The 14,544-nt window shown below is 41.7% G+C and carries 9 protein-coding genes, 2 pseudogenes and 1 CRISPR repeat array; of the genes and pseudogenes, 5 read left to right on the top strand and 6 right to left on the bottom strand.

Annotation, left to right across the window (positions count from 1 at the left end; all coding sequences use genetic code 11):
• Positions 1 to 116 precede the first annotated feature (116 nt).
• The 3 genes and pseudogenes from CDG77_RS30230 to cas6 all read left to right on the top strand — a co-directional run bounded on the left by CDG77_RS30230 (position 117) and on the right by cas6 (position 3,410).
• Positions 117 to 1,424 (top strand): CmpA/NrtA family ABC transporter substrate-binding protein, encoded by a 1,308-nt coding sequence (locus CDG77_RS30230; protein ID WP_094332934.1) that lies wholly within the window; start codon positions 117 to 119, stop codon positions 1,422 to 1,424.
• A 215-nt stretch (positions 1,425 to 1,639) separates the two neighbouring features.
• A pseudogene (locus CDG77_RS30225) lies at positions 1,640 to 2,173 on the top strand (hypothetical protein); the annotation flags it as partial.
• Between the two features lie 97 nt (positions 2,174 to 2,270).
• Positions 2,271 to 3,410, top strand: coding sequence for a CRISPR-associated endoribonuclease Cas6 (cas6, locus tag CDG77_RS30220; protein ID WP_094332933.1), 1,140 nt, complete (start codon positions 2,271 to 2,273; stop codon positions 3,408 to 3,410).
• A gap of 47 nt (positions 3,411 to 3,457) precedes the next feature.
• Here cas6 and CDG77_RS36995 read toward each other — a convergent pair whose 3' ends face one another.
• Both CDG77_RS36995 and CDG77_RS30215 read right to left on the bottom strand, forming a co-directional pair.
• Positions 3,458 to 3,622 carry a hypothetical protein gene (locus CDG77_RS36995; RefSeq protein ID WP_190234107.1) on the bottom strand — a complete coding sequence of 55 codons (165 nt, stop codon included), beginning with the start codon at positions 3,620 to 3,622 and terminating at the stop codon, positions 3,458 to 3,460.
• A 304-nt stretch (positions 3,623 to 3,926) separates the two neighbouring features.
• Complete coding sequence (locus CDG77_RS30215) at positions 3,927 to 4,868, bottom strand: N-acetylmuramoyl-L-alanine amidase (RefSeq protein ID WP_094332932.1); 942 nt, start codon at positions 4,866 to 4,868, stop codon at positions 3,927 to 3,929.
• Positions 4,869 to 6,034: 1,166 nt separating this feature from the next.
• On the opposite strand from CDG77_RS30215, the gene CDG77_RS30210 reads away from it, so the two are divergent.
• Positions 6,035 to 6,874, top strand: a complete 840-nt coding sequence (locus CDG77_RS30210; RefSeq protein WP_094332931.1) for a sterol desaturase family protein — start codon at positions 6,035 to 6,037, stop codon at positions 6,872 to 6,874.
• A 60-nt stretch (positions 6,875 to 6,934) separates the two neighbouring features.
• Here the strand turns inward: CDG77_RS30210 and CDG77_RS30205 are convergent, their stop codons facing one another.
• From CDG77_RS30205 to CDG77_RS30190, 4 genes are all read right to left on the bottom strand, one after another.
• On the bottom strand, positions 6,935 to 7,429 hold the full coding sequence (locus CDG77_RS30205) for a DUF427 domain-containing protein (protein ID WP_094332930.1): 495 nt from the start codon (positions 7,427 to 7,429) through the stop codon (positions 6,935 to 6,937).
• A gap of 16 nt (positions 7,430 to 7,445) precedes the next feature.
• Complete coding sequence (gene ovoA / locus CDG77_RS30200) at positions 7,446 to 8,795, bottom strand: 5-histidylcysteine sulfoxide synthase (RefSeq protein WP_094332929.1); 1,350 nt, start codon at positions 8,793 to 8,795, stop codon at positions 7,446 to 7,448.
• A 219-nt stretch (positions 8,796 to 9,014) separates the two neighbouring features.
• Positions 9,015 to 10,509: a CRISPR direct-repeat array (repeat unit 36 nt; unit sequence GTTTCCATCCCCGTTAGGGGAAGTGGTTATGGAAAG).
• Between the two features lie 384 nt (positions 10,510 to 10,893).
• Positions 10,894 to 13,050: a polyribonucleotide nucleotidyltransferase gene (locus CDG77_RS30195; RefSeq protein ID WP_094332928.1), complete on the bottom strand. Its 2,157-nt coding sequence runs from the start codon at positions 13,048 to 13,050 to the stop codon at positions 10,894 to 10,896.
• A gap of 101 nt (positions 13,051 to 13,151) precedes the next feature.
• Complete coding sequence (locus tag CDG77_RS30190) at positions 13,152 to 13,697, bottom strand: GNAT family N-acetyltransferase (RefSeq protein WP_094332927.1); 546 nt, start codon at positions 13,695 to 13,697, stop codon at positions 13,152 to 13,154.
• A gap of 122 nt (positions 13,698 to 13,819) precedes the next feature.
• Between CDG77_RS30190 and CDG77_RS30185 the strand changes: the two are divergent.
• Positions 13,820 to 14,544, top strand: a pseudogene (locus CDG77_RS30185) (ATP-dependent helicase); the annotation flags it as partial.

Below are 14,544 nucleotides of genomic sequence, written 5' to 3'. Positions count from 1 at the left end.
GGGGTTCAGTACCTACTTAACCGAGAACCGCTATATACAGAGATGCAATTTAAATAACGATTAGCTTATTACTATCAAAGTATATATATCTGTTTACTTGCAAGAGATGAATCGATATGGCAAAGCTTTCCAGACGCAAATTTTTAGCAACCACAGGTGCAGCAGCACTACTGACTCAAACCATAACCCATCATGGCACTTCTGGCTCCCCTCTTACCCAGTTGAGTTCAGGTGTATATGCTGGTTATAGCGATACTCCTGAGGTGACAACCGCTAAACTGGGCTTCGTCGCTGTTACCAGCTGCTCTCCTTTAATTATCGCCAAAGCTAAAGGCTTTTTTGCTAAGTATGGTATGCCTGATGTCCAGGTAAATAAGCAGGCTTCTTGGGCTGTTACGCGTGACAAACTGATGTTAAGTTCAGCCGATGGTGGCTTGGATGGTGCCCATTTACTCTTTCCTATGACATACCTGATCGCTACAGGAGAGATTACATACGGTCGTAAAATACCTATATATATCCTGGCTCGTTTGAATTTGAATGGACAAGGGATTTCACTTGCCAATGCCCATAAAAATTTAAATCTTGGTTTGGACAGTTTTGCCCTCAAATCAGCTTTGGCTCAGAAGGCGTTGACTGGAGAAATCTCCCGCTTTGCTATTCCCTATCGACGGGTAACAGGAGATTTTTTCATGCGCTGGTGGCTTGCTTACGGCGGTATCGATCCGGAACGAGATGCATCCCTGATGGTGGTACCACCGCCTCAAATGGTAGCTAACATGCGCGGTGGGACAATGGATGGTTTTTGTGTGGTCGATCCTTGGCATCAGCGTTTGATTAAACAGAAGCTTGGATACTCAGCTGTAACTAGTGGAGAGTTGTGGAACAATCACCCTGAAAAAGCACTCGCTATGCGTGGTAACTGGGTAGATAAGCATCCTAAGGCAGCTAAAGCACTGCTAGCTGCTGTTTTGGAAGCTCAGATGTGGTGCGATCGCCCTGAAAATAAGGAGGAAATGGTAAGGATTCTCTCACAACGCCAATGGATGGGAATCAAAAGTGATTTACTTCGCGATCGCTTACTGGGCAAGTTTGATTATGGAAATGGTCGCGTCGTAGAAAATAGTCCTCATGCGATTAAGTTTTGGCGCAATAATGCTTCCTACCCTTACAAAAGCCATGATTTGTGGTTTTTAATTGAAGATATGCGATGGGGGCATCGTTCCCCAGAATTTCAGACTAAACCTTTAATTGAGGCTGTAAATCGCGAAGATTTGTGGCGAGAAGCAGCTAAACTTATTGGTCAAGAAAAAGCGATTCCGCCAAATACATCACGGGGCATAGAGAAGTTTTTTAATGGTCTGGAGTTTGACCCGGAAAATCCTCAGGCTTATTTAAATGCTCCGACGATTAGAAAAGTTTAATGAGTATTTACAACACAACATTAGGGAATTTCAAAAAATAAAACATTCCACTACAATGATTATTATTATAAAATTACTGTTTCTTGATTTTCTTGGGATAATTTATTCTTTGCAAGTCCCTAAACCCGCTTGTCAATAGCGTTTGAGATGCGCTTCCCCTGAGAAGATATCTTAAAGGATGTTTTAAAAGTATATCGAATTTCATCGGTGAAGCTGAGTTCAATATTCCTGATTATTTCCGGGAAGACTTAGAAACTGTAATGCGGGAAGGAATAGTGGATAACTCAGAGTTTGCCATTTGCGAAAACTTGATTTACCCAGTTTTGAAGGAAGTTTGGAAGAGATACAGTAGCAAGTTTATTTTATGGAGTCATGAGTCATTAAATTATGACGAAAAATTATCAGGTTTTCCTGAATATATTTTAGCAAAAAAATCTCCTTTAGGAAAAGTCGTTTTTGACAAGCCATACTTCATTTTAGTGAAGGCAAAGCAAGATAACTTTGAAACTGGTTGGGCACAGTGTCTGGCAGAAATGATTGCTGCTCAAAGACTTAATGGTGAATTGAAAATAGTTATATTTGGCATAGTTTCTAATGGAGCTTCATGGCAATTTAGCAAGCTAAAGGATGAAGTATTTACTAGAAATATCATTTTCTACTCTATTCAAGAGCTAGATAAATTATTTGCTGCTGTCAATTACGTATTTCAACAGTGTGAATTGCAGCTAAATAATCTGGTGACTGCTTAACTAATCCCCACAAGGGGACAAAAGCAGATAAGCATTTTCCCCCAAAGGGGATGGAAATTGAGTAGAATATTTGACATCATTTGCATAGCAATTAGCGATGTCAAAAGCAGCTACATCTACTAGGCAAAAAGCCAAGCCCAAGTTAGAGTCTCTTCCCACATGGGCTGACGACACTGAACTGGTGGGATTGGTATTTGACCTTGAGCCAACCACTTCCACTTCCCTCTACTCCCAGTACACCATTGGACTCCATGCCTGGTTTCTTGACCAAGTACGGCAACTCAACCCAGAACTTTCTGCATATCTGCACGATGGGGAGTCGGAAAAGCCCTTCAATATTTCGGCGCTGTCAGGTCAACTTCTTGCCAGTGGGAGACAATTGCAACTAGAAGCCAAGCAAATTTATCGCTGGCACGTTAATGCTTTGTCTCCAAGAGTCGTGCAGTTTCTCAAACAATGGTTAACCGAACTGCCCCAAATCCTGGACTTAAGAGATGCTCCCCTGCAAATAAAACAGGTGAGTATTGCCCATCCATCGGCTACCTACGCGCAACTATTGCAGTTATCACCAGAGAAACCCTCTAACGTCAACTTCAGTTTTGTCTCCCCTACCAGCTTTCGCCGCAAGGGTCATCATTTCCCCCTCCCGGTGCCAGTTAATCTCTTTCATAGCTACCTGCGACGCTGGAATGACTTTTCGGGAATGCCTATTGAACCAGAACCTTTTCTCGACTGGATAGATGAAGGGGTAATTATCCATCAGCATCGTTTGGAATCGATGAAGGTAGCAGCTGGTAAACGAGGTTCGGTGACAGGATTCACAGGGGTAATGTCTTGTGGTTTGAGTAAGCCTGCTTTGGCTAACTCTGAATTTACCCAGTTATTTTATGCTTTGGCAAGACTCGCTCCCTACTGCGGTACGGGACACAAAACTACTTTTGGATTGGGACAAACTCGCTTAGATTGGGTGGAACCAGAGGTAAGCTCACCGACTCAGGTGCTAACAAATCTGCTGGGAGAACGCATTGATGAATTGACAGCCCTATTCACCGCACAACGAAAACGTACAGGAGGCGATCGCACTGATAAAATTGCTTCTACTTGGGCAACTATCTTAGCACGCCGGGAGATGGGAGAATCATTACAGGTTATATCTCAAGATTTAGAAATGCCTTACGCTACGGTGAAAACTTACGTAAAATTAGCCCGTCGGATGCTCAGAACATTCACACTTTGATTTTAGCGGCGATCGCACTGAAATTCCTGAAATGTTGTTGGATTGAGCTAGAGGCGATCGAAAAATTGTGTCCACCTATACAACAAAGTAGTAACAATTATTATAGGCTTGGAAAGCCCTTTAATTTTATAATTTTGGCGAAACTTCACCGCCAAAAAAGCACCAGAGCGATAGGAAATTACCTGTGACCAACTGCGATTGATAGTTATCAAACGCAAACATGGTTAAGTTGAACATATTTCTGTCGGCAACAGATGTGATTTCCTACGCTCTGGTTATTTCTTTTAATTATAAAGGAGAAGAACCAAGAGACCCCCTTTTTAAGTGAGTTGGGGGATCTCTTGTACGTAAATCCTATTTTTGTACAACCCTTTCCCCACTATTGATTTCACCAAAATAAACCAGGTTTATGAACTCAAAGCTGAGTAGTCTATCAAGTTGAGTTTCATGAGTATCATAGTTGGCGCTGTCTTCGCTAAAGTGCCAACTACGAACAATGCCTACTCCTCAATCTATCTAACCAATTAATTTCTGCCAACTAGCAGGCCCGATAATCCCATCAGCATCTAAACCATTTTGCTTTTGAAAGTTCTTAACTATAACCTCTGTTTGCGGCCCGTAAACACCATCATTATCAACACCTAAACGGTATTGCAAGTATCTCACAACCGCACCACCAGCATGATTTGGTCTGATGATTCGTTTTGCCAAAATTAGATTTATGGCATTCCATGTAGTTTCGTCAGCAATTCCAGTCGTCTGAACTCCGATAATAGTCTGAAATTTTTCTACAGCAGATTTGGTGCTAGCCCCAGTAAAGCCATCTTCTACTAATGCCTTACCATTTTTATCAGTTATTTTGAGTCGATTTAAGGATTTTTGCAGTCTGAGAATAGTGGCATCTACATTCTCCTCTTCATCTGGTACGGGGTTAACAGGAGTAGTTGGCACTTTCCCAGTTAAGCCTTTAACGATCGCATTAGCCATTGCTTCTGGATTAAAAAGATTCATATCTTTTTGGGAATCGATGAAGCAACCTTCTACAAGAATTGCAGGCATATCTGTATTTTTCAGAACATATAAGTGGGAACCACTCTTAACACCGCGATTAAAAAATCCCAACTTGATGATTTCATCTAATACAGGTTTAGCGATTCTTCTCCCTGTGTCGCTAGTTGCATATACTTCTGTGCCATTAGCTTGTCCATTAAAACAGTTAAAATGAATCGAGACGTAAATATCTACTTTACTGCCATTCGCTGTAGAACATCTTTTTGAGAGTGATTCAGTTACTGTCCGAGCGCTACTCGGTCTACAGACTACGACTTCATTGCCTAAAGCTCTTAACTTGGCTATCACTCTATTGCCGACATCAAGAGTTAAATTATCCTCAAATTTAATCCCACTTGCTCCTGTATCTGGCGGACAATTGTGCCCACTATCAATTCCAAATTTCATGATTTCATCCTCAATTTACTTACTTTTTACACTACTTCAAAACTCTTCTAATTATATAGATAAAGTTTTGTTAATAAATCTGTTGAAGTACTTGTTCGCAATGTCGGCACTATTTTAAGCATTACTACGCTGGCAGACAAAATAAGTTTTTGTGCGAACCTGGACAGCAACTTTTATGTGGTAAAATCCACTAATTCAAAGGTATATTGTAACAAAAAACACAACTATTATAAGTTATCAAGATCGGGAATAACTTATTAATTTTTGCAATAAATTGAAATGCAGCAATTACATCCATTATTTAGATAATAACCCTTTGTAAAAGTAGAAAGCCATGACAAATGTATGTAACACACAGTGGCGCAAGTTTGCCACCTTTATCTTGTTAATCGCGATGGTAGCTGGATTTACGCCATACTGTACTAGTTCAATGCCAAATTCATAAATCGAAGGTATCCCCTGATGTGAACGCGGGCTGATAGAACTCATTTAGCATCTAAGTAGGTGGGCCAGTCCCTGGAAGTCGGATTGCACCCCCTGAACTATTTACTCCTGTTTTGGAAGAAGTCGATAGGTTTCAAGGAGTTTTAGTGCCAAGCATTCAAAAGCTTAAGTCTTGAATCCCTTCTAGCTTCTGCCTCTTGCCTGTAAATTATACTAATTAAGTAGGTAGGCGTAATAAAATATAAGATCGAACCTCACCCTCAATCCCTCACCTGACTAAGATAGCTACGGTGTACACACAAGTCTTCTAGAATTGCGTCATAGGCTTTTGATCCCCCCAACCCCCCCGATAAATTGGGGGGCAAAAGCCTCTTAAAGTCCCCCTTTTTTAGGGGGATTTAGGGGGATCTCCAACGATTTTGGGCTTGTACAAAGATGTGTGTACACCGTAGCGTTACTAAGAAGAGGTAAGCCGGAGGCAGGGTGAGGTTTTATATTTAATTTAACCCACTTACTTAGCTGTGAGGTTGCATATAGGACTACTATTTGATTTTTGAACAAAATTAGGTATTGTAGGGTGTGTTAGAACGAAGTTCGTAACGCACCATTGTCAAGGATTTGGCGCGTTACGCTGTCGCTAACGCACCCTACGTATCTGTTCAAAAATCAAATATGATTCGTATAGAACAAGACGGTTAAAGCCTTATTACAAGGACACAGGGATGAAAAAATTTTTTAATTTCTGTTTCGAGGTTGAATTTTATCTAAAAATCGCTATTAGTTGCACAATTGTTCAGCAAATATTTTATTGGCTATTACACAATATAGAACTCAGCTTTATCGCTCAGGTTTTGTTATACTGGCTTGTTGGTTCTGTCTCATTTTATAGCATTGGTCTTTTCATCGAAAAGGTAATTAAAAAAAATGATAATTTGAGAGAGAAACTAACTGCCAGAGTTAAGAAAGTCAAAAAACAACCATTTCCTTCCTTTACTACCAAAGGCATTATTACTGGAGAAATCAAAAGTCTCATAGCAGCTTTAATTATCCTCTATTTAGCGCCAGAGGTAAATAGAGGAAATAGTTTACTCTTAAACTTTGGATGGTTCTTGATGAGAATAATTGCTGCTGATTTCTGTTTTTACGTTTCCCATTCGCTACTTCACAGAAAATTCTTGCAGAAAATACATCTGAAACATCATGAGTTCGCCGACTCATCAAGTTTTGTTGCTGGACATAAGAGTTTCACTGAATATATTATTGTTACTATTACAGACCTTTTCCCTATTTTTATATTTGGGTATGATATAAGTCAGTTATGTGCTTGGACTATTATAGGTAATGCTTACAACCTAGAAGGTCATAGTTCTTTATCAATATTTTTTGTCCCATCAGATTTTCACGATCTTCACCACAGTTGTTTCAAAGGAAACTATGGGATTCAAGGATTTTGGGACAGGTTATTCAATACACTAAATTCTCCGACAAAGAAGCCAGGAATTATGTTTCCTATAGCTTCTTTGGAGCAGATCGCGATGAAGTCGTCTAGTAATTTGGATTGAGTAGCTTATAGCGAATCCTATTGTCAAATTAATTCAGACTCCTGAATTATGTTTGATAAATTACCACCCCATTGTTCCGGGACTACCTTTAAATGGCCCGACAATATCAGTAGTAATCCATCCCCCGTAAAAATCACCAGGTTGAGACATAACTAGCTCATCATTTACATAGCAAGCATCCATTAAACTAGGATAAAAAGCATAGTATTCTTGAATCGTTACAAAATCAGGTGAGGGGTCAAAATATCGCCAAGCAGCGTTATTTATATACCGATCGCCAACGCTGATATCATAATATTGACACTTGCCTTTCCATTCACACCAAGTTTTTTTAGGTGTTTCTATCAGATATTCTAGTTTAATGTCTTCAGAAGGAATGTAATAAGAAGGAGGATGGCTAGTTTCTATGACTCTTTTAGCTTTACTTGTTTCTGCTAAAACAATACTATTAACAATTATCCGAATTGATTTGTTGCTATCTTCTAAACGGGCTGGACGGGGATAATCCCAAACTGACTCTTGACCGGGTTCTGGTACGATTGGATTTGGTCTCATTATCAGTAATCTCCTTTTAAATGTCTTGAGCAATTCTAAAACCGGCGTGTTGATAAAAGTAGGGACGAAACCAGTTGCGATAGGTTGGTAATGCCATTGAACCATTAGTAGCCCAAGAACCACCGAGCATCATCTGATGTTTATCATCAAAAAAGGGTGCTGCTTGATCTTCGTAAAGCGGGTGAGGTTCAAATCCTGGTAAGGCGTTGAATGTGTCCCCCAACCATTCCCAGACGTTTCCTCGCAGATCGTAAAGTCCAGAAGCACTATTAGCTGGTTTGAACATTCCTACTGGGCTAGGGGAAATGAATTGTAAATTGAGATTATAGTTACTTGAGAAGTGGTTATCCTCAGAGGTGAGTAAAGCTTGATTCCATTCGGCTTCAGTCAGCAAGCGGATTTCTGAGCCTTGAAAACGACAAAATGCGATCGCTTCGTAGTAATTGACTTCTACAGGCCAGTCTAAGGGTAAGTCTATCTCGTCGAATGTGGCTCGATAACGGTAGCCATCCTGAAAGGGTATCCAGAATTTGGGATGTTCTACGTTGTAGAGTTGCTTCCAATTCCAAGATTCAGCATTCCAGTAATCTGGATTGTTGTAGCCACCAGCTTGAACAAATTGCAGATATTCTCCGTTAGTAATTAGATATTGACTAGCTAAAAATGGTTTCACTGCAACAGTGCGATCGCCATATTCGCTATCCCAACCGAATGTAAGATCGTCCTTGGGTTTTCCTAGTTTCACCACACCGCCTGGAACCCGGCGCATTTCATTTTTGGGAATGTTCCCTTTGCTAGGTGCATAATCCCAGCCTTGGGGACATTTTAGGCGATCGCTAGGCAATTGACGCACCAGCATCGAAGAGGTTTCAAAGTGAATGCGACTATGTTCTATTCCCATCAGCAAAGCCCAGAGGGGATGTTGTTGATGAATTGGGAGATCCAGGGAAGTATTTTGAATTAGATTTGCGATCGCTTCTCGTGCTTTGTCTCGATATTGCCAAACTTTTTTTACATCAGGCCAGCTAACCGCTTTCATCGCTGCGTCGAGTTCTGTGGGTGTTTGTGGATCGACTCCGATTTCAAATAGGGTTTCGTATTGGGAATTAATTCCAGCTTTGATTAAACCAACGCCAATTAACTTGTTGATGAAAAAAACGGCTGAGTGACCAAGATAAAAGATTAGAGGGTTTCTTAAAGGATCGGGGTTCAGATAAAAAGTTTCTTCCCCAATCAAACTTTTCATGAGTGTTTCTTCAAGTTCCCAAGAATTGTGGAAGTAGTTGAGCAGGCTTTGTGAACTGCAATCATTGAGTGTAGGGACTTGTGTTGATGTCAGTTTGTTTATCGTTGAAACTAAAGCCATGATATTTTTGACGGGAGATTAATTGCACAAATTACATAAATTATGACTGATTAGAAGAAAAAGTGTTTTTAATTACATTTTTTTTGTGTCGCTGCGATCGGGTAATTTGCTCAATTTGTAATTAGACAAATAATGTATTTTTAAATACTTCAACTACGGGTTGCCAGAATAATATCAATAATGAATTAGCGTTGAATTACTTGTTTTAACTGAGTTTCAGATGATATCCCCGTTAGGGGAAGTGGTTGTGGAAAGCAACAGAGAATACCTTGAAAAGCAGTTAGGAAGATGGTTTCCATCCCCGTTAGGGGAAGTGGTTGTGGAAAGGTAATTTCAGACAGCAATGGATACGAGCAAATAAAGTTTCCATCCCCGTTAGGGGAAGTGGTTGTGGAAAGTTTTTGAATTATTAACTTATGGCAGATGCAAAAGATAGTTTCCATCCCCGTTAGGGGAAGTGGTTATGGAAAGAATCGGAGTAAGCTAAAATGTTCAACAAGTATCTTTTTCGTTTCCATCCCCGTTAGGGGAAGTGGTTATGGAAAGGCATAATAAACCATTTCACTCATATTGGTGAGAATGAGTTTCCATCCCCGTTAGGGGAAGTGGTTATGGAAAGCTTCTCAAATCGATCAACTCAATTGTATTCGGAGATTACTTGTTTCCATCCCCGTTAGGGGAAGTGGTTATGGAAAGCGCACAACCTGACACCTACGTCCAAAGGGCTTTCCGTTTCCATCCCCGTTAGGGGAAGTGGTTATGGAAAGCCAATTGAAAATTCAAGCTACCCAGACATCTATGCGTTTCCATCCCCGTTAGGGGAAGTGGTTATGGAAAGTCTGCAAGCCATTATAAACTTGTATGTGCAGCAATCCCCCGTGTTTCCATCCCCGTTAGGGGAAGTGGTTATGGAAAGTTCAATTGTGGGTAATAAGATTATTCGCACAGACTCTTCGTTTCCATCCCCGTTAGGGGAAGTGGTTATGGAAAGTGGAGTGATCAAACTTGAGGCTTGGACATGTGGATTGTTTCCATCCCCGTTAGGGGAAGTGGTTATGGAAAGAATTGAAGATAGGTATTGGAAGTACAAATTTTTAGTTTCCATCCCCGTTAGGGGAAGTGGTTATGGAAAGACAGAAAAACTGTAACTGCCGAGAAAGCAGAGGAAAGTTTCCATCCCCGTTAGGGGAAGTGGTTATGGAAAGTTCAAAGGTTAAGAACTAAAATTAAACAAGGAGTAAATGTTTCCATCCCCGTTAGGGGAAGTGGTTATGGAAAGATTAGCAGAAATAATAAAAGAAAATGACATGTTAGGTTTCCATCCCCGTTAGGGGAAGTGGTTATGGAAAGGATGTAGCGAACATAATTGTAAAGTGGTACAATCCAGAGTTTCCATCCCCGTTAGGGGAAGTGGTTATGGAAAGTATTAAACCTTCCTATAGGTTTTTCTGCTGGAGTACTTTCGTTTCCATCCCCGTTAGGGGAAGTGGTTATGGAAAGTTGTCCGTATATTTTGCAAGATATGGTTACTGCAATGTTTCCATCCCCGTTAGGGGAAGTGGTTATGGAAAGGCAGTTTTTTGAGGAAATTGGTTAGCAATGATTGGTTTCCATCCCCGTTAGGGGAAGTGGTTATGGAAAGCTAAAATCATGCGTTTATCCATTCTCTCTGCTTTGTGTTTCCATCCCCGTTAGGGGAAGTGGTTATGGAAAGAGTTCACTTCTGGAAGCCTTACTAGGAGAGGGTTTCAGACCCCCTATTCGACACCACTTTTAATAATGTCAATAAATACGATAAAATTGTCAATAAGAGATGGATTTTTTAGCCGGAAACCCTTACTGTACAAGTAATCGACACCAGTCAACGAAGTTATGCGGTTTTCAAGGTTCTGAGGAGTGGTGTCGATGAACTTCAACACACTGAATAAACAGTAAAATATATTACCTTAAACCTGTCAAGTATTTAATAAATAAATTAACAATTGTGAGCGGGGTAAATTTATCTATAACAGTTTGGAAGCTAATTAGAGAAGCAAACAGCGATGCCTTCACAGTAGGCATCGCGGATTTTAGATCAAATCTAAAATCCCAAATCGAGTTACCGATTCACCGCCGCCGCTTCTCGTGCTGCTGCTGCTTGATCTGGGTGGATACCCAAGCGGGTGAGATTAATCCGACCTTTGTTATCAATTTCGCGCACTTTGATAATCACTTCATCGCCCACCGCTACTTCATCCTCAACTTTGCCAACGCGGTAGTCAGCTAGTTGTGAAATGTGGATCATCCCTTCTTTCCCTGGCAGAAATTCCACAAATGCACCTATGGGTATAATCCGAGTAATGCGTCCTGCGTAGACATCCCCTTCGTGCAACTTGCGGGTCATGCCTTGGATGATGTTTCTGGCTCTTTTGGCCTTATTCTCATCCACAGCCGAAATTGTCACAGTGCCATCATCTTCGATGTCAATTTTTGCACCAGTTTCCTCTGTAATCCCCTTAATAGTCTTACCACCAGGCCCGATCACCAGACCAATCATGTCTGAATCAATCTTGATTGTTAACAGACGTGGGGCATAAGGTGAGGTTTCAGTCCGTGGCGTGTCGATGCAGGCGAGCATTTTCTCCAGAATGTGCAACCTAGCTGCTTTGGCTTGGTGGACGGCTTGGGAAATAATATCCAACGACAAACCGGAGATTTTCATATCCATTTGCAAGGCGGTTATTCCGGTATCTGTACCGGCAACTTTGAAGTCCATGTCGCCCAAAAAGTCTTCAATCCCCTGAATGTCGGTGAGGATTCGCACTTCGTCCCCATCCTTAATCAGACCCATTGCTGCGCCACTGACGGGTTTGAGAATTGGTACACCAGCATCCATGAGGGCGAGGGTGGAACCGCAGACTGAACCCATTGAGGTGGAACCGTTGGAAGAAAGTACTTCCGATACGATGCGAATCACGTAGGGAAATTGTTCTTTTGAGGGTAACACAGGTAATAGCGATCGCTCTGCTAATGCCCCATGACCGATTTCGCGCCTTCCTGGAGAACGCATTGGTTTGGTTTCCCCGACTGAGAAGGGCGGGAAGTTGTAATGATGCAGATAACGCTTGTGTTGGTCTAACTGCATATCATCGTTGAGATTTTGGGCATCTCCTGGCGTACCCAAAGTACAAGCAGATAATACCTGAGTTAGTTCCCGGTTAAATAAACCGCTACCGTGGACTCGCTTTGGTAAGACACCAACTGAACAAGAAACACGACGCACTTCATCGAGTTTACGACCATCAACGCGAACGTTATCTTCGATGATTTGCCGCCGCATGAAGTATTTGGTAATATCTTTAAAAGTATTCCCAAGTGCCTTGCTATTTGCAGTTGCGGCAACTCGAATTGGATCTTCTTCTGGCAGTTCCTTAATCGTCGTGGCAATTTCATCCTTGACGACATCTAAAGCGGCATCGCGTTCGGGTTTGGTGAAGGTAAATTGAGACAGGATTTTTTTAATCTGGCTGCTAGTGCGATCGCGGATATAATTTTCTAGCGTCTGGTCTACTTGGGGTGGTGCTTCTTGCACTATTACCAAACCCAGTTCTGCTACTAAATCTTGCTGCGCTTTGATTAAGTCCCGCACTGCTTCATAACCAAAGTCAATTGCCTCGATGATATCTCGTTCTGGCAACTGATTGGCTCCCGCCTCCACCATGATTACGCCATGCGGTGAACCGGCTACTACCAGATCCAAATCTCCGGCTTCGATTTCTGCATAAGTGGGGTTAATAATGAAATCATCACCCACTAAACCAACGCGAACTGCTGCCATCGGCCCGTTAAAAGGAATCTGGGCAATCAGGGTAGCGATGGAAGCGCCTGTAACTGCTAGCACATCGGGTGGAACTAACTCGTCCATCGACAGCGTTAAGGCGATAATTTGCAAGTCATCCCGTAGCCATGAGGGGAACAAAGGACGCATGGGACGGTCTATAAGACGGCTGGTGAGAATTGTTTTTTCTGGTGGACGACCTTCACGCCGCATGATCCCGCCGGGAATTCTACCAGCAGCATACAGCCTTTCTTCATAGTCTACTGTGAGGGGAAGAAAATCAATGCCTTCTCTGGCTTGCGATCGCGTAGCTGTCACTAAAACGGATGTGTCCCCTGATTCTATCAAAACCGACCCACCTGCCTGGGGAGCTAGTAAGCCTACTTTCAGTCGAATATCCCTACCATCGAAGGATATTGACTTATCAACTTCTGCCATTCAGTTCTTTTTCCTTCTCTTTCGCTATTCTCTTTCTGTGGCAATCCTAACATTTATGCACTATGGCTGACTTCTAGTACATACAAAGATAGAGAAGTGGTTCAACCCAAAGGACGATACATCATCAGCGCGTCTACTACTTGTTCATCCCCTAGCTTCGCCGCACCCGGAATTCGCCCAATAATCTCAAATCCTAACGATTGCCAAAGGGTAATTGAAGGTATATTAGTTTCAAAGACCAAATTGAACATTACTGCTTCGTAGCCCAGGTTTGCTGCTATCAAGAGCATCGCCTCCCCCATGAACCGCCCGATACCCTGACCGCGTAACCCAGGTTGTACAATAAAACCAGCGTTGCAAATATGGCAACACCGACCGGGGAAGTTTGGTTTTAAATAAAACGCCCCTAATATTTCTTTGGGCTTGTGTGTAGCATCCTTACCAGATGTCCTGACAACAAAAGCATCCTTGCTTAACCAGTAAGTTGAAAATTCTGCCTGAGATAGAGGTTGCCTTTGGGGATAAGTTTTCCCTTCAACAATGACAACATTTAGTAATGCTCTTACAACCTCCTGTTCTTGAGAATGCATATAATCTAGTTCTACTATTATGTTATTTTTTATAACTTGAACAAGAGGAAAATCCATTATTAATAATCTTTATGCAGAAAGATGATTTGAAATTATTATAAATGTTATTGATAAGATTTAATAGCTAAAGTTTTGCGAGTTAAATTATTTAATTTTACGAGAATCTGAGTAGTTAGCAAATGGCGATTTTACACGGTAATTGGTTACTAAAAAGTCAAAAGGGTTGTTTATTTATTTGGGGAGAAACTTGGCGATCGCCACGAGCGAATTTTGAGCCTAATGGATCTGAAGATATCCCGGTACATCCATTGGCAATGACATCGGTTGAGTTAAGCGAGTGGTTGGTTTCCCAGAAGATGGCGATTACCAACTTTATCCAAAAACCTCAAGTTGCGATCGCAACGACTGGGCGAACCTCCAAAGGAGGAGCTACGCTAACGCGTAAAGCAGCCAGTACTAATGAGATAAATTTACCAACGCACTCCCAAATTATTGCCCTACCAACTTATATCCCAGAAGATACATCTGCGATTTTCCCCGTACATTCTGCCAGCTTGGGATTAGAAACAGACTCCCCACAATATTTGCAACCTTGGCTAGTTGAAGGTTTTTATCTCAACCCCAGCGAGGCGGTAAAATTTCTTGCTGCTATTCCTCTAAATGCTGCGAAAGGGGAAGATGCCTTTTTAGGAGGAGATTTACGTTTTTGGTCGCAGGTTGCCCGATGGACTTTAGATTTAATTTCGCGGTGTAAGTTTTTACCAAGAATTGACCGACAATCAGACGGTGCATTTGCTGCTAAATGGCAAGTACTTCTAGATAGTGCTGTAGATGGAACTCGCCTAGAAAAATTTTCTGCGGATATGCCGTTGGTTTGTCGCACCTATCAGGAGGGATTGGGGAC

Source organism: Nostoc sp. 'Peltigera membranacea cyanobiont' 213 (assembly GCF_002245975.1).
In the GTDB taxonomy this organism is placed as follows: Bacteria; Cyanobacteriota; Cyanobacteriia; order Cyanobacteriales; family Nostocaceae; genus Nostoc.
This window is presented reverse-complemented; position numbering and strand designations above follow the sequence as displayed.

Bases quoted from the DNA above. Each gene is read 5' to 3' on its own strand.
- CDG77_RS30230 (WP_094332934.1), top strand. From the start codon at position 117: ATGGCAAAGCTTTCCAGACGCAAATTTTTAGCAACCACAGGTGCAGCA.
- cas6 (WP_094332933.1), top strand. From the start codon at position 2,271: ATGTCAAAAGCAGCTACATCTACTAGGCAAAAAGCCAAGCCCAAGTTA.
- CDG77_RS30215 (WP_094332932.1), bottom strand. From the start codon at position 4,868: ATGAAATTTGGAATTGATAGTGGGCACAATTGTCCGCCAGATACAGGA.
- CDG77_RS30210 (WP_094332931.1), top strand. From the start codon at position 6,035: ATGAAAAAATTTTTTAATTTCTGTTTCGAGGTTGAATTTTATCTAAAA.
- CDG77_RS30205 (WP_094332930.1), bottom strand. From the start codon at position 7,429: ATGAGACCAAATCCAATCGTACCAGAACCCGGTCAAGAGTCAGTTTGG.
- ovoA (WP_094332929.1), bottom strand. From the start codon at position 8,795: ATGGCTTTAGTTTCAACGATAAACAAACTGACATCAACACAAGTCCCT.
- CDG77_RS30195 (WP_094332928.1), bottom strand. From the start codon at position 13,050: ATGGCAGAAGTTGATAAGTCAATATCCTTCGATGGTAGGGATATTCGA.
- CDG77_RS30190 (WP_094332927.1), bottom strand. From the start codon at position 13,697: ATGGATTTTCCTCTTGTTCAAGTTATAAAAAATAACATAATAGTAGAA.